A 23612-nucleotide genomic window follows, 5' to 3' on the forward strand; every position below is an offset into this window, starting at 1 on the left:
AGCCGGCGCCCCTTGAATGGCCCGTCGGGCCGCGTTACGTTGAGAGCAACTTGTCATCGGAGGGCGTGTGTCATGGCGCCCAAGCGTCCTGCGGGTGCGGACGCGTTCCCGAGATCTACGGTCGAGCCGTCGGGCACCCGACACCCCGAGGAAGGGCCGCTTTATGCTGCCCTCGACCTTGGGACAAATTCGTGCCGGATGCTGATTGCCCGTCCGACGGGCAGTCAGTTCCAGGTCATCGACAGCTTCTCCAAGCCGGTTCAGCTTGGGCAGGGGCTCGAAGCTTCGGGACGTCTGTCCCGCAGCTCGATGGCGCGCACCGTGCATGCGCTGCAGGTCTGCAGGCGCAAGCTGGACCAGCACCGGGTGCGCAACATGCGCCTGGTGGCGACCGAGGCGTGCCGCCGCGCCAGGAACAGCCGCGACTTCCTGCGCACCATTCGCCGGGAAACTGGTCTGCCGATCGAGATCATCGGTGCCGAGGAGGAGGCCCGCCTGGCCGTCATCAGCTGCGCACCGCTGGTCAGCCACAAGACGGAAACGCTGATGGTCGTCGATATCGGCGGCGGCTCGACCGAGCTGGTCTGGATCGACCTCGAGGACGTGGAGCCGAAAGAGCGGCCGCGGGCCATCATGCGCCTCTCGGACGGGTTCGGAAACCCGCAGCCGGGCGGGGCGCGGGTGGTCGACTGGATCAGTGTGCCGCTTGGCGTGGCGACGCTGCGCGACCAGTTTGCCGATGTCGAGGACGACCAGGGCCGCTTTGCCCTGATGTCCTGGTTCTTCGAGGAGGCGCTGGCCAGCTTTACGCCCTATGCCGACGGATCGCCCGATGAGGGGTTCCAGATCATCGGCACCTCGGGGACGGTGACGACGGTGGCCGCCAGCTTCCTGGGCCTGCGCCGCTATGACCGTACCAAGGTTGACGGGCTGGAGATGACCAGCGACCAGATCGACCGGGTGATCCACTCCTATCTGCAGCTTGGCCCGGACGGGCGCCGCGCCGACCCCCGCATCGGCCGGGAACGCCACGCGCTGATCATGTCGGGCGCCGCGATCCTGCAGACGCTGATGCGGGTCTGGCCGACCAGCAAGCTGTCGGTCGCGGATCGCGGCCTGCGCGAGGGGTTGCTTTATGCGCAGATGGTGCGCGATGGGGTTCTGACGCCGGACGGACTGAACGGAGTGGCATGATGACGAAGATACCGACCAGCCGGACGGGCAAGACCAGCGGCCGCGGGACGCGCGACCTGAAGGTGCGGGTGAAGACCGCGAAGGGGCGCAAGATGTCGTCCAAGCTGTGGCTGGAACGACAGCTGAACGACCCCTACGTGGCCCGCGCCAAGCGCGAAGGTTATCGCGGGCGTGCGGCCTACAAGATCATCGAGCTGGACGACAAGTACCGTTTCCTCGTGCCGGGCGCGCGGGTCGTCGACCTGGGCTGCGCGCCGGGGGGCTGGTGCCAAGTGGCCGTGGCCCGCGTGAACGCGCTGGGCGAGAAGTCGGGCAAGAAGGTCGGCCGCATCCTGGGCCTCGACCTGCAAGAGGTCGACGCCATCGCCGGGGCCGAGATCCACGTCCTTGACTTCCTGTCCGAGGGCGCCGACGACAAGGTCAAGGAGTGGCTGGGCGGGCCCGCCGACGTCGTGATGTCGGACATGGCGGCGGCCTCGTCGGGTCACAAGGGCACCGACCACATCCGCATCGTGGCCCTGGTCGAGGCGGCCGCGCAGCTGGCCTTCGACGTGCTGGAGCCGGGCGGCACCTTCGTCGCCAAGGTCCTGGCCGGCGGTGCCGAGACCGAGATGCAGGCGATGCTGAAGCGCCACTTCACCAAGGTCGCGAACGTCAAGCCGCCGGCCAGCCGCAGCGATTCATCCGAGAAGTTCGTCGTCGCCACCGGCTTCCGAGGCCGGGACGCGCTGCAGGAGCAGGCGGAATAGGCTGCCTCATGGTCCGGGGCGTTTGCATCTGCGCCGACAGCTGCCCGGGAACCTGTAGATGACCGGTGTGGCCGCCGAGCCAGGTTCGGGTTACGACCGCCTGGGCGACCCCGCCTATTCCGCCGCCGATCCGTCCCGCACCTGGCTTCGATAGGTGTCTGGCGTCCTGCCCGTGGCTGCGACGAAAGCGCGGGTAAAATGTGTCTGGCTGGCATAGCCCAGGTCGACGGCAAGACGCGTCGTCGGGCGGTCCGTGTGGCGCAGCAGCTCTGCCGCGCGCTCCAGCCTCAGGTCGTTCAGAAGGTCGATGGCACGCTGGCCTCTGGTCTCGCCGCACGCGCGGTCGAGGTGTGTCAGCGTCGTCCCCAGATCCTGAGCCATATCGGCCAAGGTGCGACCGGCCCCAAGCTCACCCGCGGCCAACGACAGGAAGCGGTCGACCAGCGGCCGGTCGAGGGCCGATGCAGGCTTGCCGGTGCGGTGGTCCTGTTCGGGGTCCAGCCGCGACAGGCGCAGCGACAGCAGGTTCAGCTGGCAGCAAAATGCCTTGCCGGCCGACCCGCGGGCGGCCTCGTCGGCAAGCTCTCGCAGGTTGACCAGCATCGCGTCGCCGGCTTGGCCGATGCTGCCCGCGATCATCGTCGGCGGCATCGGCGGATCGACATCGGTCGTCAGTTCGGGAGAGATCATCAGCACATGCCCCTCGGCGCCGGCTTCGGCGCGGGCTGCGAAGGCCGTGCCGGCCGGGATATAGCGCACGTCGCCCGGTCCCAACAGGACCGATCGGCGCGGGAACTGCAACAGCATCCGCCCCTCGGTCACCCAGATCAGCGTGTGTTCGGGCCGCGTCCTCGGCTGCGCATGGGGGCCGGCGCCGCTCCAGCCGAAGGCGGGCAAAGGCACAAGGCGAAGGCCGACCCGGCGTGGCGCCATACGGCGAGAGGCCGGGGCGACGCGCACCGTCAGCGCGTCCGGTACCAGGATACGCCCATGCGGAGCGTCGGTCGTGGCCCAGGGCCGGGGTGCGCTGCCCGCATCGGGGACGCTGGCCGCGGTCACCCCCGCGGCCCGGTCCCCCGGCGATCCCGCCCGTGCCGGCGGCCGGAGGCGCGTCGGCGAAAACGGGAATCCTCCCTGCCAGCCAGTGCGATCCCAAAGCGACATCTGCTGCGTCCGATCTGCAAAGCCCGTAGGCGAATTGTTGCCTATCCGCAGCAGAACACAACAACGGCCCGCTTGGTTTCAATTCTCGGGCAGCGGATGTACCCCATCGTTGCTGGCGTGCCACACTTGCCAGTCCCGCATCCGTCCGCGAAACCAGATCCGCTGCGACTTGGCGTATTGCCGGGAAGAGATGATCGCCCGCTCGGTCGCGTCCCGCAGCGTCAGGTGGCCCCGCAGGTGCGCGACCAGTTCTGGCGCGCCGATGGCCTTGGCCCATTGCGCCTGCGGGTCCCAGACTGGCAGCATCGCCCGAACCTCATCGAGCGCGCCTTCTTCAAGCATCCCGTGGAACCGGGCGGCGATGCGACCAGCCAGCCAGTCGCGGTCGCTGGTTACCAGCACCCGCTGGCAGTCATCGGCGGCGATCAGCGGTGGCGGCGTGTCGGCCTGCCAGTCGACGATGCCGCGACCCGTCGCCTGCAGCACCTCCCATGCGCGCTGGACGCGAGCGGGGTTCTGCAGGTCGATCCCCGCCCGTGTCGTCTCGTCCAGCTCCTGCACCAGTTCGGCCAGCCCACCCGGCCGCGCCAGCCGCGCATCGGCCGTCGCACGCACGTCCTGCGGCGTCGGCGGGATCTGCGCCAGCCCCCGCGTCAGCGCCGTGAGGTAAAGGCCCGTCCCCCCGACGACGATCAGCCGCCGGTCCATCAGGCCCTGCACCTCGCGCAGCCAATCGCCCACGGAATAGGCGCGTCCCGGCGCGACGTGACCATAGAGGGCGTGCGGGACGGCGGCCTCATCCGCGGGGGACGGCCGCGCGGTCAGCACCCGCCAGCAGGACCAGACCTGCAGCGCGTCGGCATTCACGATCAGCCCGCCCTGCGCGCGCGCGACCGCCAATGCCAGCGCCGACTTGCCGCTGGCCGTCGGTCCGGCGATCAGCAGGTGGCGCGCGGCGTCGATCTGTGTCACGTCAGGGTCACGCATGGGCATCCGACAGTTGAACCTGCGGGTCTTTTGCGACATTTACCGCCCCGATGAAAGCGACCGGCGACAGGAGCCCCCCATGACCACCGTGACCCCGAAGCAATATGGCCGCGTGATGCTGAAGATCTCGGGCGAGGCGCTGATGGGCGACCAGGGCTATGGCCTGCATCCGCCCACCGTCGCCCGCATCGCCGACGAGGTCGAGGCCGTTCAGGCCATGGGGGTCGAGGTCTGCATGGTGATCGGCGGCGGCAACATCTTCCGCGGCCTGCAGGGCAGCGCCCAAGGGATGGAGCGGACGACCGCCGACTACATGGGCATGCTGGCGACCGTCATGAACGCGCTGGCGATGCAATCTTCGCTGGAAGCGAAGGGGCTGCATTGCCGCGTGATCAGCGCCATCCGCATGGATGAGGTCTGCGAACCCTATATCCGCCGCCGCGCCATCCGTCACTTGGAAAAGAAGCGGATCGTGATCTTCGCCGCCGGCACCGGCAACCCGTATTTCACGACCGACACCGCCGCAACGCTGCGCGCATCCGAAATGAACTGCGAGGCGATCTTCAAGGGCACCAAGGTCGACGGCGTCTATGACAAGGACCCCGTCAAGTTCCCCGACGCCAAGCGTTATGGCGATGTCAGCTATGACGAGGTGCTGCAAAAGCACCTGGGTGTGATGGACGCGTCGGCGATCGCGCTGGCCCGCGACAACAAGCTGCCGATCATCGTCTTCTCGCTGGACCAGGTGGGCGGCTTCCGCACGATCCTGGAAGGTCGCGGAACCTATACCCGCGTCCACAACTGATGCCATTTTCCGCAGGTCCGGCGGCGGCGCGGCGGCGGTCGGCCGCCGGTCCGGAAGGTTGTGCCGGCAGGTGTCGCGGCCTTGGGCAAAGGCTTTGCCAACCTGCGACATTGTGGTTACAAGCATCCAAAATCCAAAGCAGAGGCAGTGCGACATGGCTGAGGACATCGAAATCGACATCGACGATCTGGAGCGGCGCATGAAGGGCGCCATGGAGAGCCTGCGCGGCGAATTCGCCAGCCTGCGCACCGGGCGCGCTTCGGCCTCGATGGTCGAGCCTGTGCAGGTCGAGGCCTATGGCCAGATGACCCCGATCAACCAGCTGGGCACCGTGAACGTCCCCGAACCCCGGATGGTCACCATCAACATCTGGGACAAGGCGATGGTCGGCAAGGTCGAGAAGGCGATCCGCGAAAGCGGCCTGGGGATTAACCCGCAGTTGAACGGCACGATCATCATGCTGCCCATCCCCGAACTGAACGAGGAGCGTCGCCGCGAGCTGACCAAGGTCGCCGCGCAGTATGCCGAAAGCGCCCGCGTCTCGATCCGGAACGTGCGCCGCGACGGCATGGACCAGGTCAAGAAGGGCAAGACGGCCGGCATGCCCGAGGACGACCAGAAGCTCTACGAGACCGAGATCCAGGCCCTGACCGACCGCATGATCGCGCTCGTCGACGAGGCGCTGACGGCCAAGCAGGCCGAAATCATGCAGGTCTGAACCATCATGGAGCTGGCGCAGGACGTATCCGGCGAGGTGGCGGGGGGCGCGGGCGCCCGACCGCGCCATGTCGCCATCATCATGGACGGAAACGGCCGATGGGCCACCGAACGCGGCTGGCCGCGCCTGGTCGGCCACCGCCGCGGCGCCGAGCGCGTCAAGCAGATCGTCCGTGCCTGCCCCGACCTGGGCGTCGACTGGCTGACGATTTATGCCTTCTCGACCGAGAACTGGAAGCGCTCGACCGAGGAAGTCCTTGGCCTGATGAAGATCTTCCGCCGCTATATCCAGCACGAGGCGCGGGGTATGGCGGCCGAAGGCGTCCGGCTGCGCTTCATCGGCGGGCGCGAGCGGCTGGACCGCAAGCTGCAGGACCTGATGACCTCGATCGAGGCGCGGACGGCGGCCAACACCCGGCTGAACCTGACCGTCGCAATCAACTATGGCGGACGGGACGAATTGCTGCGCGCATCGAACCGGCTGGCCGGCAGGATCGCCCGCAAAGAGATCGCCGAGGCGACGCAGGCCGATCTGGCCGCCTGCCTGGACACCGCCGGCCATCCCGACCCCGACCTGGTGATCCGCACATCCGGCGAGACGCGGACCTCGAACTTCCTGCCCTGGCAGGCCGCCTATGCGGAATACGAATTCACGCAGACGTTGTGGCCGGACTTCACGCCCGACCATCTGTCCGTCATCCTTGATCGCTTTGGCCAGCGCGAGCGGCGCTTCGGAGGCGCATGACGGGCGCGATCGGCAGCGGGGCCCGGCCGCCGTCCGGCAAATGGGCCGACCTGTCGCGTCGCCTCGCCTCGACCCTGGTGCTGCTGGCCATCGGCGTTCTTCTGGCCGTGGCCCAAGGAATCTGGCTGAGGCTCGGCATGGCCGTCATCTCGGCCATCACCTTCTGGGAACTGGCGGCGATGACCGGCTGGAAGCATCCGGCACGCCACGTCACCCTGTTCGGGCGCAGCCGCCCCATCGCGCTGGCATCCATTGCTGGCGTCTCGCAGGCGCTTGCGCTGACCGAGTTTCACCAGTTGGCTTGGATGGCGCTTCTGCTGCCGATCCTGCTGGGGCTTCCCGGTGCCGCCCGGCGCGACCGCGGCACCTATGCGATCTTCGGAACGGCCATCCTGCTGGTCGCCTACGGCCTCGTCGGGTTCCGTGAGCTTTATGGGCTGAGCTTCGTTCTGTGGCTGATGGGGGTCATCATCATTTCGGACACGGCGGGCTATTTTTTTGGCCGCACCTTGGGCGGGCCTAAATTCTGGCCGCAGCTCAGCCCGAAAAAGACCTGGTCCGGCACGATCGCGGGCTGGATCGCGACATGCCTCTTCGGTGCAATGCTGTGGCTGACCGATCACGGGGACGCGGCGCTGGTCTGGGTGTCGCCGCTGGTCTGCTTCGCCGGGCAGATGGGCGACATCGCCGAAAGCTGGCTGAAGCGACGGGCCGGGGTCAAGGACAGCTCGAACCTGATCCCGGGGCACGGCGGCTTCATGGACCGATTTGACGCAGTGACGGGCGCGGTTCTGGCGACCATGGTGATCGGTATCCTGACGCAACTGCCCGTGGTGGATTGACGGATGAGACGCATCTCGATCTTCGGGGCGACCGGTTCGGTCGGCACGAACGGCGTCGACCTGATCCGCCGCGGCGGCGGGGCGGACAGCTATGACGTCGTGGCGCTGACCGGCGGTCGCAACATCGCCCGGCTTGCAAAGATGGCCCGAGAGCTTTGCGCCGAGGTCGCGGTGACCGCGCATGACGATCTGCTTGACGACCTGCGCTCCGCCTTGAGGGGAAGCGGTGTCGAGGCGATGGCGGGCGAGGCGGCCCTGCTCGAGGCGGCTGCGCGTCCGGCCGACTGGATCCTGTCGGCCATCGTCGGCGCCGCGGGGCTTGCACCGGGGCTGACGGCCTTGGCTCAAGGCGGAACGCTGGCACTGGCGAACAAGGAATCGCTGGTCTGCGCCGGGGCGCTTCTGCGCCGGACGGGCAAGGTGGCGGGGGCCACTATTCTTCCGGTCGACAGTGAACATTCCGCCATTTTTCAGGCGCTTGGATTGGATAACCTGGAATCCGTCAAGCATGTGACCATCACTGCGTCCGGTGGCGCCTTCCGCGACTGGCCGTTGGAGCGGCTGGCGGCTGCAACGGTGGCCGAGGCGTCGACGCACCCGAACTGGGCGATGGGCCAAAGGATCACCATCGACAGCGCGTCCATGTTCAACAAGGCCATGGAAGTGATAGAGGCGAAAGAATTTTTCGGCCTCGATGCCGACCGGATCAAGGTGTTGGTGCATCCGGAATCGATCATCCATGCGATGGTGACGCACCACGACGGTGGCAGCATCGCGCATCTGGGTGCCCCCGACATGCGCCACGCCATCGGGTATGCGCTGCACTGGCCCCAGCGTCGCGCCTTGCCGGTGGCCGCGCTGGATCTGGCCGCGCTTGGTACGCTGACCTTCCGCGCCCCCGATGAGTTGCGGTGGCCCGCGCTGCGGCTGTCCCGAGAGGTCATGGCGGCGGGCGGCGCGGCCGGCGCGGTCTTCAACGCTGCCAAGGAACAGGCGCTGGACGACTTCATTGCCGGCCGCATCCGTTTCACCCAGATGGCGCCGCGGGTCGAGGCGGTGCTGGAGACGTTGTCCGCGGAACCGGGCTTTGCCCAAGACCCGGACGACCTGCCGACCGTCCTTCACTGGGACGGCCTCGCCCGACGAAAGGCTGCCGCATGACCGAGATCTTCGCCCAGACCGGAAGCACGCTCTGGACGCTGGCGTCCTTTGTCGTGGCGCTGGCAGTGATCGTAACCGTACACGAATACGGCCACTATATCGTCGGGCGCTGGTCCGGCATCCGGGCCGAGATCTTCTCGATCGGCTTCGGCCCGCGCCTCGCGGCGCGGCGTGACCGTCGCGGAACGCTGTGGCAGGTCGCGGCGCTGCCGCTTGGCGGTTATGTGCGCTTTCTGGGCGACGACAATGCCGCCAGCGCGGGTCCGGGCCTTGCGGTCGATCCGGCCCTACGGCGGCAGACGCTGCAGGGCGCGCCCCTCTGGGCGCGGTTCGCGACACTGCTGGCCGGGCCGGTCTTCAACTTTATCCTGTCGATCCTGGTCTTCGGCGGCTTTGCCATCTTCCAGGGCCTACCCGCGGACGAGGTTCGCATCGGGGCCGTGACGAACGCGCCGCCCGCGATCGAGAACCAGTTGCAGCCGGGCGACCGCATCCTGGCCGTCGGCGACGTGCCGGTCGAGACGTGGTCGGAACTGGGGGCGGCCATTGACGTCCTTCCCGTCGCGCGGCAGCAGTCCTGGCAGGTCGAACGCGATGGCGGGGTCGTGACGGTGACCGGTCCCGACCCGATGCCCGCGCGCATCAGCGGCGTAGCCCCCCGCAGTGCGGCAGCCGATGCGGGCATCCGTGCCGGCGACGTGGTCCTGGCCATCGACGGGCAGCCGGTGACCCGCTTTACGCAGATGCGCGATGCGGTCGAGGCGGCCGAGGGCGAGCCCTTGCAGCTGCGCCTTTGGCGCGAGGGTGCGGGCGAGATCAAGGTCAAGCTGCGCCCCAAGCTGTCGGACCTCCCCGTGGAAGGCGGCTTCGAGCAGCGCTGGCTGATCGGCGTGACCGGAGGCGAAAGCTTCTTCACGCCCCAGACCCGCAGCGTGGGCCCGCTGGAGGCGCTGTTGCTTGGTGCCTCGCAGACCTGGGGGATCATCGTGTCATCTCTGACCGGGCTCTGGGCGATGATTTCTGGGCAGATCGGGACCTGCAACCTGGGCGGCGCGATCAGCATCGCGGAAAGCACCGGGCAGGCGGCCAGTGCCGGCGGCGCGAACTTCCTGTGGTGGATCGCGGTCCTCTCTGCCGCCATCGGTTTTCTCAACCTGCTGCCGATCCCGGTGCTGGATGGCGGGCACCTGGTGTTCTATGCCTACGAGGCGGTTCGCGGCCGTCCGCCGTCGGACAAGGCGCTGAGCGTGCTGACCGCGATCGGCATGGCGGCGGTGCTGTCACTGATGCTCTTTGGCCTGAGCAACGATCTTTTCTGCCCCTGACGGCGATGCGGTTTTGACAGGCCGGGCCTGTTGAGGCTAGAGGAAGAGGCAAAACAAGAGGCCCGACACGGGCAGCAGGCAAGAGGGGCTGCGATGACACGGAAACTGGGCAAGGGCGCGGTGGCGCTGATGACGGCCTTGGCGATCACGGTGCCCGCGGGCCTGCTGCCCGGGCCGGCCGCAGCCCTGATCTTCAACGACATCCGCATCGAGGGCAATACGCAGGTCGAGGCGGGGACTATTCTTTCTGCGCTGAACCTGCCGCGCGGCCAGGACGTCAGCGCCGGTGAGGTCAACGACGCCTTGCAGCGGCTGCAGGGCACCGGCCTCTTCGAGACGGTCGAACTGGTCCCGCAAGGCGGGCAGCTGGTGGTGCGCGTCAGCGAGTATCCGATCGTCAACCAGATCAGCTTCGAAGGCAACCGCCGCCTGAACGACGACCGCCTGGCCGAGATCGTCCAGAGCCGGGCGCGCCGCGTCTATCAGCCCAGCCAGGCGATCCAGGACGCGCAGACCATCGCGCAGGTCTATGCCGCCGAAGGCCGCCTGTCGGCCCGCGTGGATCCAAGGATCATCCGCCGCAGCGGCAATCGCGTCGACCTGGTGTTCGAGATCCGCGAAGGCGCCGTGACCGAGATCGAGCGGATCAGCTTCACCGGCAACCGGGCATTTTCCGACCGCCGGTTGCGCGACGTGCTGCAGACCAAGCAGGCGGGCATCCTGCGCACCTTCATCCGCCGCGACACCTTCGCGCCCGAGCGTATCCCGCTGGACGAGCAGCTGCTGACCGACTTCTACCGGTCGCGCGGCTATGCCGACTTCCGCGTGCAGGCCGTCGCCCCCGAGATCGCGCGCGAGCGCGACGCGTTCTTCATCACGTTCAACATTCAGGAAGGTCCCCGCTATCGGTTCGGCCGCGTCGATACCGTGTCCGAGATCCCGGGCGTGGACGCATCGCTCTTTGCCGACCAGAACCGCGTGCGGCGGGGTTCGGTCTATAACCCCTCGGACGTCGACACCACCATCCGCCGGATGGAAACCGTCGCGATCCAGCAGGGCCTGGACTTCGTCAGCATCGAGCCGCGGATCACGCGCAACCCGTCGAGCCAGACGCTGGACCTGACCTTCGCCCTGACCCGCGGCGAACGCATCTTCGTGGAACGCATCGACATCGAGGGGAACACGACCACGCTGGACCAGGTGATCCGTCGCCAGTTCAACACCGTCGAGGGCGACCCCTTCAACCCACGCGAGATCCGCAACTCGGCAGAGCGCATCCGCGCACTGGGGTATTTCGGCGATGCGCAGGTTGAAACGCGGCAGGGCAGCGCGCCCGACCAGGTCATCGTCGGCGTCGCAGTCGAGGAGCAGCCCACCGGATCGCTGTCCTTCGGCGCGTCCTACGGTGTCAACTCGGGCGTCGGCCTGAACGCGTCCTTGACCGAGCGGAACTTCCTCGGGCGCGGCCAGACGCTTGGCCTGCAGATCTCGACCGCGAGCGGCGACCGCGCGGCCGGCATCAATTTCGTCGAGCCGTATTTCCTGGGGCGCGACCTGCGTTTCGGGTTCGCGGCCAACTACAACGAGACCGACGACCTGAACTCGGATTACGACACCCGGTTCATCCGCATCCAGCCGTCGATCGAGTTTCCAGTGTCTGCAAACGGCCGGATCGAACTGCGCTACCGTATCTCGGAAGAGAAACTCGACAACGTCACCGAGGACAGCTCTCAGTTGCTTCAGGACGAGGCAGGCGCGCGCATCACCTCGGCCATCGGCTATACCTACAACTGGGATTCGCGGCGCACGGGCCTTGACCCGCTGACCGCCTATCGGTTCCGTTTCTCGCAGGATTTCGCAGGCGCGGGCGGCGACACCAAGACCGTGACGACCACGGCGCTGGCGGGCGTCGAAAGCACGGCCTGGCGCGAGAACATCACCCTGCGCGGCGAGGTCGAGGCCGGGGCGATCTATACCTACGGAGATTATTCGACCTGGATCCTGGACCGCTTCCGTACCGGCAACCGCATTCGCGGGTTCGAACCGAACGGCTATGGCCCCCGCGACCTCGAGGCCGAGAACCAGGACGCCATCGGCGGCAATTACTACTGGGCGGCGCGCGCCGAGGCGCAGTTCCCCATCGGCCTGCCCGAGGAATACGGCATCCAGGGCGGTCTCTTCGCCGATGTCGGATCTCTCTGGGGGCTGGACCAGCGCAGCTACGAGGCCGCGGACGGCAGCATGGTGACCATTGACGACGACATGTATGTCCGCGCCGCCGTCGGGGCGTCGATCTTCTGGACCACCCCCATCGGGCCGCTGCGCTTCAACTTCTCGAAGACCGTCCGCAAGGAGGACTATGATGAGGAGCAGAACTTCGATCTGACCATCCAGACGACGTTCTGATGAGAAGGAAGGGCCTCGTCCTGCCGGTCATGATGGTGGCGGCGGCGCTGGCCCTGCCGGCCGCTGCCCAGGATGCGGTGCCCATCGGTCCTGCCGCCCCGCAGGTCGACCAGCCACGGCCCGAGGTCGATCTGCCGAACAGCATCATCGCTGCACCGGACGAGGCTGGACCCCTGCCAATTGCACCGGTGCTGACGCTGGATCAGGATGCGCTTTACCTGTCGTCGTCATGGGGGCTGCGCGCGCAGGCCCGGCTGGAGGCCGAGGGAGAGGTCATCGCGGCCGAAAACGAGCGTCTGACGGAACTGCTGTCGACCGAGGAGGCCGCACTGACCGCACAGCGCGCGACGCTGCCTGCCGCCGAATTCCGTCGCCTGGCCGAGGATTTCGACCGTCGCGCGACCCAGATCCGGCGCGAACGCGCGCAGGCTGTCCAGGCGTTGAATGCCTGGGCCGATGCCGACCGGGAAGCCTTCTTCCGCGCGGCCCTGCCGGTCATGGGCGAGGTGATGCAGGAACGCGGGGCGATTGCCGTGCTGGACCGCCGAACGGTCTTCGTGTCGCTGGACGCCATCGACATCACGGGCGAACTGATCACCGCGCTGAACGCCAGCATCGGCGATGGGGACGGCGCCGTGCCGGTGCCGCAGGACCAGCCGGCGTCGCCGTCAGGGCAGACGGGCGATCCGGTCGCTGATCAGGCCGAATAGCCCGTCACGGTCCACGTCCTTCAGAAACAGCGCGTTGGCCGCCCGGCCGCTGACGCGCCACCAATCCGCAACCGTCATGCCGGTGGTCCAGCGGCCCTCGGTTTCGACCTCGATGTTGATCTGTCGGCCTTGAAACAGGTCGGGCTCCAGCAGCCAGGCGATGGTGCAGGGATCGTGCAGCGGCGCGCCGAGGCTGCCGTACTTGGCGGTGTCGAACCGCTCGAAGAAGTCGGTCCAGCCGGCGACCGCGGGGCCGCAGCGGTTGGGCAGGTCGCGCATCTGGTCGACCCAGGCGCGGCTGGTCAGCGCCTTGTGCGTCACGTCCAGCGGCACGACGACAAGCGGTGCGCCGGCCGCAAAGACCTCGGCGGCGGCTTCGGGATCGACATAGATGTTGAACTCCGCCGCTGGGGTGATGTTGCCGACCTCGAAGTAGGCGCCGCCCATCAGGACGATCCGCTGAACCTTCGGAATGATGTCGGGGGCCCGGCGGAAGGCCGTCGCGATGTTCGTCAGCGGGCCGATGGGCACAAGCGTGACGGTTCCCGCAGGCTCGCGGCGCAGGGTGTCGATGATGAAGTCGACGCCGTCCTGCGGCTGCAGGGGCACGGTCGGGTCGGGAAGGTCGGTGCCGTCCAGGCCGGTCTTGCCGTGGACATGCTCTGCCGTGACCAGGTCGCGCGCCAGCGGCCGGTCGCAGCCGGCGAAGACGGGTACGGACTGTCCCGAAAGCTCCACGATCTTGCGGGCGTTGGCTTCGGTCAGCGGCAGGGGCACGTTTCCGGCCACTGCCACGATGCCCAGAACCTCGATCTCGGGCGAGGCCAGCGCCAGCAGGATTGCCACCGCGTCGTCCTGACCCGGGTCGGTGTCGATGATGATCTTCTGCGGCATGCCTCGGGTTCCTTCGTTGGCGGGCAAAGCTTTGCGCCAAGCCGGAAAAAGGCGCAAGCCTTGCCTGCGCCTTCCCCAGCGTCATCTTCCGGACGACCTCAGCCGTCGAAGTTAACCTGCTCGATCAGGTTCAGCGCCTGCGGGCGCAGGTCCGAGACTTCGGCCAGCGTCAGGTCGTCGGGCGTGAACTCGCCCCAGCTGGCGACCAGTTCGGACGCTTCTACGCCTTCCTTGACGGGAAACTCGTTGTTCGTCTCGGCATAGATCTGCTGCGCCTCGTCGCTGACCAGGAACTCCATCAGCTGCAGCGCCGCGTCGCGGTTCGGGGCCGAGGTGGTCATGCCCATGCCCGACACGTTGACGTGGGTGCCGCCGCCTTCGAAGGTCGGGAAGACGATGCGGACCGAATCCGCCCACTGCTTCTGTTCCTCGTCCTTCAGCATCGCGCCCATGTAATAGGTGTTGCCCAGGCTGATGTCGCATTCACCGGCCCAGATCGATTTGACCTGGTCGCGGTCGCCTCCTTCGGGGCGCTTGGCGAGGTTCGACTTCAGCCCTTCCAGCCAGGCCAGCGTCTCTTCCTCGCCGTGATGGGCCAGGTAGGCGGCGGTCAGCGCGACATTGTAGTCGTTGGTGAAGCTGCGGGTGCAGATGCGGCCCTTCCACTTCGGATCGGCCAGATCCTCGTAGGTGGTCACCTCGCCATCCGCCACGCGTTCCTTGCTGGCATAGACGATGCGGGCGCGCGTCGTCAGGCCGAACCACTGATTCTCGTCGTCGCGCAGTTCGGCCGGAATGACGTCCAGTGCCTCGTCCTCGACCGGCTGCAGGACGCCGGCCTCCTTCAGCTCGCCCAGGCGGGCGACGTCCACGGTCAGGACCAGGTCGGCGGGCGAACGGTCGCCCTCGGCCTGCAACCGCTCAACCATGCCCTTGTCGACAAAGGCGATGTTGACGGTGATGCCGGTCTCGGCGGTGAAGGCGTCGATCAGCGGCTGGATCAGTTCAGGCTGACGGTGGGAATAGACGTTCACTTCTTGCGCCAGGGCGGGCAGAGCGGTCGCCCCCAAAAGCGAAGCAAGGATCAGATGTCGCATGAAGAACTCCTCCGGTGTCGGCGCGAGTGTTGGCTTTCCCGACCGTAACTGTCAAGCATCGTCGGCAATGCGACGGATTGACCGCGGTCGGGACCCGCGCTAGGGCGCAGGCATGGCACGCGCACCCCTTCTGCAACTTTCCGACATCTCGCTGACCTATGGCGGCGATCCCGTATTCGACGGCCTTGCGCTGACCGTCCAGCCCGGCGACCGCGTTGCCCTTGTCGGCCGTAACGGGTCGGGCAAGTCGACGCTGATGAAGGTCATGGCGGGCCTGGTCGAACCTGACCGCGGCGAGGTCGTCATCTCGGCCGGCGTCTCGACCGGCTATATGGAGCAGGACCCCGACCTTTCGGGCTTCGAGACGCTTGGGGAATTCGCCCGTGACGGGTTGGAGCCGGGTGAGGACTATCGCGTCGACATGGCGGCAGAGGGGCTGAAGTTCGACCCGAACCGTCCTGTCGCCACGGCGTCGGGCGGTGAAAGGCGGCGCGCGGCGCTGGCGCGGCTTCTGGCGCAGGCGCCGGAACTGATGCTGCTGGACGAGCCGACGAACCACCTGGACATCCAGGCCATCGGCTGGCTGGAGGAGCACCTGTCGCAGACCCGTGCGGCCTTCGTTCTGATCAGCCATGACCGCGCCTTCCTGCGCCGCCTGACCCGCGCCACGCTGTGGATCGACCGTGGAGAGGTCCGTCGGCAGGAGCGCGGCTTCGAGGGGTTCGAGGATTGGCGCGAGGCAAGCTGGGCTGCCGAAGACGACGCCCGCCACAAGCTGGACCGCAAGATCAAGGCGGAGGCCCGGTGGGCCGTCGAAGGCATCAGCGCACGCAGGAAGCGCAACCAGGGACGCGTTCGGGCGCTGGCGGCGCTGCGGGCGGAACGCGGTTCGCAGATCCGCCGGCAGGGCACCGCGGCGATGGCGCTGGATTCCGGTCCGCAGTCCGGCAAGAAAGTGATCGAGGCGCAGGGCATCGCCAAGACTTTCGGCGACCGGACAATCCTGCAGCCCTTCGACCTGCGCATCCAGCGCGGCGACCGGATCGCCTTCGTGGGCCCGAACGGTGCCGGCAAGACGACGCTGATCAAGATGCTGACCGGCGAGATCGCGCCCGACGAGGGACGCGTGATCCTGGGCACCAACCTCGAGGTGGCGGTCTTCGACCAGGCGCGGGCGGCGCTGAACCCGGACCAGACGCTGTGGGAATCGCTGACCGGCGACCCCGAGATGCGCGTGTCGGGCCGGGCCGACCAAGTGATGGTGCGCGGCACGCCCAAGCACGTCGTGGCCTATTTGAAGGACTTCCTCTTCGACGACGCGCAGGCCCGGGCACCCGTGCGCAGCCTGTCCGGCGGAGAGAAGGCGCGGCTGCTGCTGGCGCGGCTGATGGCCAAGCCGTCGAACCTGCTGGTCATGGACGAACCGACCAACGACCTGGATGTCGAGACGCTGGACCTGCTGCAGGACCTGCTGGGCGACTATGACGGCACGGTGCTGCTGGTCAGTCACGACCGCGATTTCATCGACCGGGTCGCGGACACCACGGTTGCCATGGAAGGCGATGGCCGGGCGGTGGTCTATGCCGGCGGCTGGACGGACTATCAGGCGCAGCGCGGCCAGGACGATGCCCCCGCGGTTGCCGCTGCCCCCAGTCCACGCCCTGCGGCCGCGCCGTCCGAAAAGCCGAAGGCGGCCGCGCAGGGGCTGAGCTTCACCGAAAAGCATCGCCTCGACTCTCTGCCCGGCGTCATCGAGCGGCTGGAGGCCGAAATTGCCAAGCTGACCGAGTTCCTGTCCGACCCCAACCTCTTTGCCACGGCACCGGCGAAGTTCCAGAAGGCCAGCACCGCCCTGAGCGAACGGCAGGCGGCCCTGGCGGATGCCGAGGAAGAGTGGATGACGCTGGAGGAGAAGGCCGGCTGATCAATGCCGCGGCGCCCGCAACCAGCGGTGCGCGAAGGCCAGCTTGTCCCTGATCGGCGCTGTCAGCACGAAGGGATAGAGGTCGCTGTTGTCCAGCGCCCGATTGATATCGTTGATCGCGATAGCGACCTCGGCGGCGATGGGCAGAAGGCGGAGGGTGTCCGCCTCTTCATAGGGCCGGAAGTCCGACGGGATGCCAGGCATCGACAGCCCCGCGCTGACGAAGCTGTCGGTAAAGTCCACCAGGTGCAGCAGGTGGGCCGCAGTTTCGGCCCAATCCTCGTGCGGATGGGCGGTGGCGTAGGCGGTGATGAAGTGCTCGCCGGGGTTGCGCGGCTCCGCATAGTGGCGCCGCAGGGCAGCGGCATAGTCCGCGCGTTCATCGCCGAAAATCTTGCGGAGGGCGGGGCGGAAGCGGTCATCCTCCGACAGGCGGTCGAACAGGAAATGCGACAGCTCGTGCCGGAAGTGGCCAACCATCGAGCGGTACTGCTCGCCCAGGTCGCGCTGGCGCTTCAGGCGGATCAGCTCGTCGGCTTCGGTCACGTTGATCGTGATGTCGCCCGCGGCATGCCCCATGGTGATCTGCTGGCTGCGGCCCCCGGCCTCCTCGGACAGCATCAGGAAGCGCGGGCGGCGGCCCGGATCGTCATCCGTGAACCAGCCCCACCGCGCCAGGTTCGCCAGGACCCAGCGCTTGGCACGCTCGGCCCGGGCCAGCAGCTGCAGGTTGTCACCGACATGCAGGACGGGCACGACCTGCGACATGGCGCAGGACGGGCAGAGCGTGCCATCCAGCGGCGCGGTCCAGTTGCAGCCGATGCCGGGGCGGTTGGCGCAGGCGGGGGCATCGGTCGCCATCCGGCTGGTTTGCGGATCGTAATAAAGCTGCGACCCGCAGGCGCAGGTGAGGTTGTGGAAATAGGCGCGCGTCCCGCAGAGGGGGCAATTGAAGCGTTGCATCGGGCGCGGGTCCTGTCTTGCGCGGGTCTGGGGCCGCGGTCTGACACAAGCGCGCGACAGGCGCCGGGGTTCCGCAATCGCTTGACTTGCCGCGGACAATGCGCCATATGCCCCGGACCGGCCGGGCCATCGCCCGTGGCCGGCATTTGTATTGAATGACATCCCGAACAAGGGGTGCGCAGTCCGAAGGCGGGGCAACCCGGCAACATCTGCCGAAGGGCAGGGGCCGCAGGACGCGGTTGATGAAGGAAAGAAGCGATGTTCGCGGTTCTGAAAACTGGCGGCAAGCAGTACAAGGTGCAGGCGGGCGACGTCCTCCGCGTCGAGAAGCTGCAAGCCGCAGCTGGTGAAAAAGTCCAGTTCAACGACATTCTGATGGTCGGTTCGACCCTTGGTGCGCCGCTCGTCTCGGGCGCCTGCGTCCAGGCCGAGGTGATCGACCAGATCAAGGCCGACAAGGTGATCACCTATGTCAAGCGCCGCCGCAAGCACAGCTCGCAGCGGACCCGTGGCCACCGCCAGCAGCTGACCCTGCTGCGCGTGACCGACGTGCTGGACAACGGTGCCGACAAGACCGGCGTGAAGGCCGCTGTCGGTGCACGTGCAAAGCAGCCGGCCGACAACGCCGCTGAAGCGTAAGGAGAACGACCCATGGCACACAAGAAAGCAGGCGGTTCCTCCCGCAACGGTCGCGATTCCGCCGGCCGCCGCCTTGGCGTGAAGCTGTTTGGCGGCCAGGCTGCCATCGCGGGCAACATCATCGCTCGTCAGCGCGGCACCACCTGGTGGCCGGGCACGAATGTCGGCATGGGCAAGGATCACACCCTGTTCGCGCTGACCGATGGTCATGTCACCTTCAAGAAGGGCCTCAAGGGGCGCACCTTCATTTCGGTGATTCCCGCCGGCCTCGAAGCCGCCGAGTAACCCAAGCGTAACATCTCGATGTTAGACGGGGGATCGGCGAAGGCCGGTCCCCCGTGCCGTTTATATCGCAGCACTTCGAACCAGTTTCCGGGGAGGGAACATGGTGATGTCCGCACCTATGAGGGAGGGAAGCCGCTTGGACGACCTCAAACCCGTTGTAGAAGGGGTGGTGACGCAGCCCGTCATCCAGACCGAACGCTTCATCCTGCGCCCTCTGCGCCCGTCCGATGCGGGCATGATCGCCCATTACACCGCCGACCGGCGCGTGGCCGAAGGCACCCGAGCCATTCCTCACCCGCTGCCGCGCGGCGCGTCGGAAAGCTTCGTGGCGCGCGCGCTTGCGGCCGACCGGACCGAGGATGTCTGGGCCATCGACGGGTCGAACAACAAGCTGGCCGAACTGCTGGGCGTCGTGTCGCTGACCCGGATGGAGGGCGACCAGTCCGAACTTGGCTTCTGGATCGGCGCGGGCTTCTGGAACACGGGCTTTGCGACCGAGGCCGTCGAGGCCCTGGCTGCCGCAAACCCGCATGGCGCACGGACCCTGTTCGCCGAGGCGTTCCAGGACAATCCCGGCTCAGCGCGTGTTCTGACGAATTGCGGCTTCGTCTATCTCGGCGATGCGGAAAGCTGGTCGGTGGCGCGTGGTGCGCGGGTTCCGACGTGGACTTATCTGCGCCGGATGGGTTGAAGCCTCGCTCCTGCACGAACTGCAAGGGGGGCGGCTTGCAAAGCGCTGCGGCCGCCCTATTTGCAGATCATGACACAGACACTCCCGTTCTCGATCCTCGACCTGTCGCCCGTCCCCGAAGGGCAGACTGCGCAGGATGCGATCCGCAACACCATCGACCTGGCCCAGCATGCCGAGCGATGGGGCTATAATCGCTTCTGGCTGGCCGAACATCACAACATGCCCGGCATCGCCAGCGCCGCCACCGCGGTGTTGATCGGTCTTGTGGCGCAGGCGACCAGCACGATCCGAGTCGGCGCGGGCGGCATCATGCTGCCGAACCACGCGCCGCTGACCGTGGCCGAGGCATTTGGAACGCTGGCGACGGCCTTCCCTGGACGGATCGACTTGGGGCTGGGCCGGGCTCCGGGGGGCGACGGCGCCGTTATCCGTGCCCTGCGCCGCGACCCGATGGCGGACAGCTTTCCGCAGGACGTCGTCGAACTTCTGGACTATCTGGGGCCCGAACGCCCCGGCGCCGCCGTCAGGGCCTTGCCGGGCGAGGGCACCAATGTGCCCGTCTGGATCCTGGGCAGCAGCCTTTTCGGCGCGCAGCTGGCGGCGCATCTGGGGCTGCCCTATGCCTTTGCCAGCCACTTCGCGCCCGACGATCTGGAGCAGGCGCTGCAGATCTATCGCGACCGGTTCAGGCCGTCCCCGTGGAACGACAAGCCGTACGTGATCGTGGCCGCGAACGTCTTCGCCGCCGACGATGCGGACGAGGCCGCATATCTGCGGACGACGATGCAGCTTGCCTTCGCGCGGCTGCGCACCGGGATGCCCGGAAAGTTGCCGCGCCCGATCCGCGACATCGATGCCGAGATCGGCGCGCCGATGCGGCAGGCCGTCGACCGCGCGCTGAGGGTCAGCGCCGTCGGTAACGAGGCTCAGGTCCGCGAGCAGCTTGCCAGCATCGTCGACACCTACCGCCCGGACGAGCTGATCCTGACCGGCCAGATCCACGATCACCAGGCGCGACTGCGCAGCTTCGAGCTTGCGTCCAAGGCCGCAAGCACGCTGCGACTGCGTCACGCGGCCTGATCAGGCGGCCGCGGCTGCTTGCTCGCTCTGGGGCGACAGCCGCGCAAGCATCAGAAGACGCTCCAAATGCGAGAGCGCCTCTGAAAGGCTGTCAGCGTGGCAGCCCAGCAGCGATTCCGCTGCGAGGCGCCGTGTCATGGCCATGATCGGCCGTGTCGGCGTGATGTGGTGAAGATAGCTGGCTTGGCGGGCCAGGTTCAGGAAGCTTGTGTCGTCGCCCGCCAGCGCCGCACGGTTCCACAGCGTCAGCAGGGCCTCGGGGGCGGGCATCAGGATTACGGACCGGCCGCACAGCCAACGGTCATCCAGTTGGGCCGTTGTCGTCGCACGGGGCAAGCTGCTTTGGGGAAGGGCTAGCCACTGCCGCAGGTGCCGTGCCGCGATCGCGTCACCGAAACAAAGCTGCGCGAGGCGGGGCAAATCGACCGACAGGGGGCGGGGCGGGGCCAGGCGCCGCAGCCAGTTTTCGCCCGTGGCGCAGGTCAGAAGCACCGCAGCCTCGGCCGACACTGCGCCGGTGGCGACCCGCGACACCGCCTCGGCCCCTTCGCGAAGCGCCAGCCGCATTGGCCGCGGCGACAGCCATACCGGACGTGCCCCGCGCCAGCGGCGATAGACCGCGATATGCAGCGCCGAAATCGCCGTCAACGTGGGCAGCGCAGCCTTGGCGAACGGTTGATCCGCCGTCGAAAAGCCGAACCCCTGCGGAAAGGAACCGTCCGGCCGCTGTACCTGGATCATGTCGGACAGCATGTCCGACACGTCGTGGCCGGGATCCAGAAGGCGCAGGCACAGCGCCAGCCGGGCCTGCGACTGGACGCAGTTTCCTTTTCGCGACCGCTCGGCCAAGGCAGACAGATGGTCGAAGATCGCTGAAAAGGCGCGCGCGCCAGAAAGCGGCGGCCGCCGTGCCCCGTGGTGATAAAGCTGCATCACCAGGTCCGTGACGGCAATGACATGCGCGCTGTCGCAGTTTCGCGGCGTCGGCGGGGCGGTCAGCAGCGCCTCGGCCTGATGCAGCAGATCAGGCGCGTCCGACAGGGCCAGTCGGCAGGCCAGAGGCAGGTCCTCGTCCTCGGCAAGCTCTTCGCAAGCCAGTTGCCACATCGGGTCGATCTGCGCCACCAGCGAGCCCGCCAGCACGAGGTCGACCATCGCCTCGCTGCGGTCGCCGGCCACCACCCGTGCCGCACCCGCGCGGACGAGCTGTGGTGACAGGCGCCGCTGGACGATCACCTCCAGCGGAGAGATGCGGCCGCGCAGGCCCGTCAGCACCGGCGCCGTACGCCCCGCCTTGGCCAGAAGGCCGACGTCAGGATGGTCGACCAGACACACCGTTGGCAATTCCATGATCCTTTGCCGCAGCCATTCGGTGCCGCGGTTCGCAAGCAGGCGCATCAACTGGTTCAGCGTTCCATCCATTCGCCACTCCGTCAGATCATCTGGCCGATGCAAACCGGCACCGCACGCGTCGATCAAGGAAAGCTTCCCGACAATTCGATGCGATCACCGGGCCAACGCGGCAATTGCGCCGACGCCGCAGGCACGGTAAAGCCCGGCGCATGAGCAACCGCCCCGACCTTCCGCCCGAAATCGCCCGCCGCCGGACCTTCGCGATCATCTCGCATCCGGACGCCGGCAAGACCACGCTGACCGAGAAATTCCTGCTCTATGGCGGCGCCATCCAGATGGCCGGCCAGGTGCGGGCAAAGGGAGAGGCGCGGCGCACGCGGTCGGACTTCATGAAGATGGAGCAGGACCGCGGCATTTCGGTCTCGGCATCCGCAATGTCGTTCGACTTTGATGGATTTCGCTTCAACCTGGTGGACACGCCGGGTCACAGCGACTTTTCGGAAGACACCTATCGGACCCTGACGGCGGTGGACGCCGCGATCATGGTGATCGACGGCGCAAAGGGCGTCGAATCGCAGACCCGCAAGCTGTTCGAGGTCTGCCGGTTGCGCGACCTGCCGATCCTGACCTTCTGCAACAAGATGGACCGCGAGTCCCGCGACACGTTCGAGATCATCGACGAGATCCAGGAGAACCTGGCCATCGACGTGGCCCCGGCTTCCTGGCCCATCGGAGTGGGGCGCGAGTTCATCGGCTGCTACGACATGCTGGGCGACCGGCTGGAGCTGATGGATCGGGCCGACCGCAACAAGGTCGCGCAGTCGATCTCGATGAAGGGGCTGGATGACCCGCGGCTGGCGGAACACGTGCCGGCCGACCTGCTGGCCAAGCTGCGCGAAGAGGTCGAGATGGCCCGCGAACTGCTGCCCACGTTCGATCAGCGGTCGTTCCTGGAAGGGCACATGACGCCCATCTGGTTCGGCAGCGCGATCAACAGCTTCGGCGTGCAGGAACTGATGCAGGGCATCAGCACCTATGGCCCGCCGCCGCAGCCCCAGAACAGCGCCGAACGCGAGATCGCGCCGGACGAAAACACCGTGACCGGCTTCGTCTTCAAGGTGCAGGCGAACATGGACCCCAAGCACCGCGACCGCGTGGCCTTTGTTCGGCTGGCATCGGGCCATTTCGAGCGCGGCATGAAGATGGTCCATGTCCGGTCGAAGAAGCCGATGGCTGTGTCGAACCCGGTCCTGTTCCTGGCCGCCGACCGCGAACTGGCCGAGGAGGCCTGGGCCGGCGACATCATCGGCATCCCGAACCACGGCCAATTGCGCATCGGCGATGCGCTGACCGAAGGCGAGGCGCTGCGGTTCACGGGCATCCCCAGCTTCGCACCGGAACTGCTGCAATCGGTGCGCGCGACGGACCCGATGAAGGCCAAGCACCTGGAAAAGGCGCTGATGCAGTTTGCCGAGGAAGGCGCGGCCAAGGTCTTCAAGCCGGTGATCGGCTCGGGCTTCATTGTCGGCGTCGTCGGCGCCTTGCAGTTCGAGGTCCTGGCCAGCCGGATCGAGCTGGAATACGGCATCCCGGTCCGCTTCGAAAATAGCCAGTTCACCAGCGCCCGCTGGGTTTCGGGGCCGAAGGACAAGGTGTCGGCCTTTGCCGAGGCGAACAAGGGCCACCTGGCCCATGACCATGACGGCGACCTGGTCTATCTGACCCGCCTACAATGGGACATCGACCGGATCGGCCGCGATCACCCGGACCTCAAGCTGACGGCCACCAAGGAGATGATGGTCTAGGCGTCCGCCGGCGACGGAAATGAGAGAGGGCGGCCGTGACGGCCGCCCTTGTCGTTCGCGCCGGGGATGACGGGCG

Annotated in this window: 22 protein-coding genes; 16 read left to right on the forward strand and 6 right to left on the reverse strand. The window is 67.3% G+C overall.

The window, feature by feature from the left end:
• Positions 1 to 72: 72 nt before the first annotated feature.
• Positions 73 to 1194, forward strand: a complete 1122-nt coding sequence (locus OC159_RS06070) for a Ppx/GppA phosphatase family protein (protein WP_265500263.1) — start codon at positions 73 to 75, stop codon at positions 1192 to 1194.
• A complete protein-coding gene (locus OC159_RS06075; protein WP_265500264.1) occupies positions 1194 to 1943 on the forward strand; it encodes an RlmE family RNA methyltransferase in 750 nt (249 codons plus the stop codon). Before OC159_RS06070 ends, OC159_RS06075 begins: the two co-directional genes overlap by 1 nt.
• 114 nt (positions 1944 to 2057) lie before the next feature.
• Here the strand turns inward: OC159_RS06075 and OC159_RS06080 are convergent, their stop codons facing one another.
• Both OC159_RS06080 and miaA read right to left on the reverse strand, forming a co-directional pair.
• Complete coding sequence (locus OC159_RS06080) at positions 2058 to 3107, reverse strand: AraC family transcriptional regulator (protein ID WP_265500265.1); 1050 nt, start codon at positions 3105 to 3107, stop codon at positions 2058 to 2060.
• A 78-nt stretch (positions 3108 to 3185) separates the two neighbouring features.
• Positions 3186 to 4100 carry a tRNA (adenosine(37)-N6)-dimethylallyltransferase MiaA gene (gene miaA, locus OC159_RS06085; protein ID WP_265500266.1) on the reverse strand — a complete coding sequence of 305 codons (915 nt, stop codon included), beginning with the start codon at positions 4098 to 4100 and terminating at the stop codon, positions 3186 to 3188.
• Between the two features lie 73 nt (positions 4101 to 4173).
• On the opposite strand from miaA, the gene pyrH reads away from it, so the two are divergent.
• The 8 genes from pyrH (at position 4174) to OC159_RS06125 (ending at position 12805) form a co-directional block, all read left to right on the forward strand.
• Complete coding sequence (pyrH, locus tag OC159_RS06090) at positions 4174 to 4899, forward strand: UMP kinase (protein ID WP_265500267.1); 726 nt, start codon at positions 4174 to 4176, stop codon at positions 4897 to 4899.
• Positions 4900 to 5053: 154 nt separating this feature from the next.
• On the forward strand, positions 5054 to 5617 hold the full coding sequence (gene frr / locus OC159_RS06095) for a ribosome recycling factor (protein ID WP_265500268.1): 564 nt from the start codon (positions 5054 to 5056) through the stop codon (positions 5615 to 5617).
• Positions 5618 to 5623: 6 nt separating this feature from the next.
• On the forward strand, positions 5624 to 6361 hold the full coding sequence (uppS, locus tag OC159_RS06100; RefSeq protein ID WP_265500269.1) for a polyprenyl diphosphate synthase: 738 nt from the start codon (positions 5624 to 5626) through the stop codon (positions 6359 to 6361).
• A complete protein-coding gene (locus OC159_RS06105; RefSeq protein ID WP_265500270.1) occupies positions 6358 to 7203 on the forward strand; it encodes a phosphatidate cytidylyltransferase in 846 nt (281 codons plus the stop codon). Before uppS ends, OC159_RS06105 begins: the two co-directional genes overlap by 4 nt.
• A 3-nt stretch (positions 7204 to 7206) precedes the next feature.
• Positions 7207 to 8364 (forward strand): 1-deoxy-D-xylulose-5-phosphate reductoisomerase, encoded by a 1158-nt coding sequence (dxr, locus tag OC159_RS06110; protein WP_265500271.1) that lies wholly within the window; start codon positions 7207 to 7209, stop codon positions 8362 to 8364.
• Positions 8361 to 9689: an RIP metalloprotease RseP gene (rseP, locus tag OC159_RS06115; protein ID WP_265500272.1), complete on the forward strand. Its 1329-nt coding sequence runs from the start codon at positions 8361 to 8363 to the stop codon at positions 9687 to 9689. Before dxr ends, rseP begins: the two co-directional genes overlap by 4 nt.
• 93 nt (positions 9690 to 9782) lie before the next feature.
• Positions 9783 to 12095, forward strand: a complete 2313-nt coding sequence (gene bamA / locus OC159_RS06120) for an outer membrane protein assembly factor BamA (RefSeq protein ID WP_265500273.1) — start codon at positions 9783 to 9785, stop codon at positions 12093 to 12095.
• Positions 12095 to 12805: an OmpH family outer membrane protein gene (locus tag OC159_RS06125; RefSeq protein WP_265500274.1), complete on the forward strand. Its 711-nt coding sequence runs from the start codon at positions 12095 to 12097 to the stop codon at positions 12803 to 12805. Before bamA ends, OC159_RS06125 begins: the two co-directional genes overlap by 1 nt.
• Here the strand turns inward: OC159_RS06125 and OC159_RS06130 are convergent.
• Entirely contained in the window at positions 12764 to 13699 is a 936-nt protein-coding gene (locus tag OC159_RS06130; protein WP_265500275.1) for a nucleoside hydrolase, read from the reverse strand. The two genes, OC159_RS06125 and OC159_RS06130, sit on opposite strands and share 42 nt — an antisense overlap.
• Positions 13700 to 13797: 98 nt before the next feature.
• Positions 13798 to 14796 (reverse strand): Fe(3+) ABC transporter substrate-binding protein, encoded by a 999-nt coding sequence (locus OC159_RS06135; RefSeq protein WP_265500276.1) that lies wholly within the window; start codon positions 14794 to 14796, stop codon positions 13798 to 13800.
• Positions 14797 to 14908: 112 nt separating this feature from the next.
• Here OC159_RS06135 and OC159_RS06140 point away from each other — a divergent pair, with 112 nt between their 5' ends.
• Positions 14909 to 16720 carry an ABC-F family ATP-binding cassette domain-containing protein gene (locus OC159_RS06140; RefSeq protein WP_265500277.1) on the forward strand — a complete coding sequence of 604 codons (1812 nt, stop codon included), beginning with the start codon at positions 14909 to 14911 and terminating at the stop codon, positions 16718 to 16720.
• Here the strand turns inward: OC159_RS06140 and OC159_RS06145 are convergent, their stop codons facing one another.
• Entirely contained in the window at positions 16721 to 17683 is a 963-nt protein-coding gene (locus OC159_RS06145; RefSeq protein WP_265500278.1) for a zinc-binding metallopeptidase family protein, read from the reverse strand.
• A 258-nt stretch (positions 17684 to 17941) separates the two neighbouring features.
• On the opposite strand from OC159_RS06145, the gene rplU reads away from it, so the two are divergent.
• From rplU to OC159_RS06165, 4 genes are all read left to right on the forward strand, one after another.
• A complete protein-coding gene (gene rplU, locus OC159_RS06150) occupies positions 17942 to 18322 on the forward strand; it encodes a 50S ribosomal protein L21 (protein ID WP_265500279.1) in 381 nt (126 codons plus the stop codon).
• Positions 18323 to 18334: 12 nt separating this feature from the next.
• A complete protein-coding gene (gene rpmA, locus OC159_RS06155) occupies positions 18335 to 18607 on the forward strand; it encodes a 50S ribosomal protein L27 (RefSeq protein WP_265500280.1) in 273 nt (90 codons plus the stop codon).
• A 118-nt stretch (positions 18608 to 18725) separates the two neighbouring features.
• On the forward strand, positions 18726 to 19298 hold the full coding sequence (locus tag OC159_RS06160; protein ID WP_407674058.1) for a GNAT family N-acetyltransferase: 573 nt from the start codon (positions 18726 to 18728) through the stop codon (positions 19296 to 19298).
• A 69-nt stretch (positions 19299 to 19367) separates the two neighbouring features.
• A complete protein-coding gene (locus tag OC159_RS06165; RefSeq protein ID WP_265500282.1) occupies positions 19368 to 20378 on the forward strand; it encodes an LLM class flavin-dependent oxidoreductase in 1011 nt (336 codons plus the stop codon).
• Here OC159_RS06165 and OC159_RS06170 read toward each other — a convergent pair whose 3' ends face one another.
• Positions 20379 to 21800 carry a hypothetical protein gene (locus tag OC159_RS06170; RefSeq protein ID WP_265500283.1) on the reverse strand — a complete coding sequence of 474 codons (1422 nt, stop codon included), beginning with the start codon at positions 21798 to 21800 and terminating at the stop codon, positions 20379 to 20381.
• Between the two features lie 140 nt (positions 21801 to 21940).
• Between OC159_RS06170 and OC159_RS06175 the strand changes: the two genes are divergently transcribed.
• The gene (locus OC159_RS06175) at positions 21941 to 23536 is read left to right on the forward strand and encodes a peptide chain release factor 3 (protein WP_265500284.1); all 1596 of its coding nucleotides are present in this window, start codon (positions 21941 to 21943) and stop codon (positions 23534 to 23536) included.
• Positions 23537 to 23612 lie beyond the last annotated feature (76 nt).

It is taken from the genome of Paracoccus beibuensis, assembly GCF_026162625.1.
GTDB lineage: Bacteria > Pseudomonadota > Alphaproteobacteria > Rhodobacterales > Rhodobacteraceae > Paracoccus > Paracoccus beibuensis.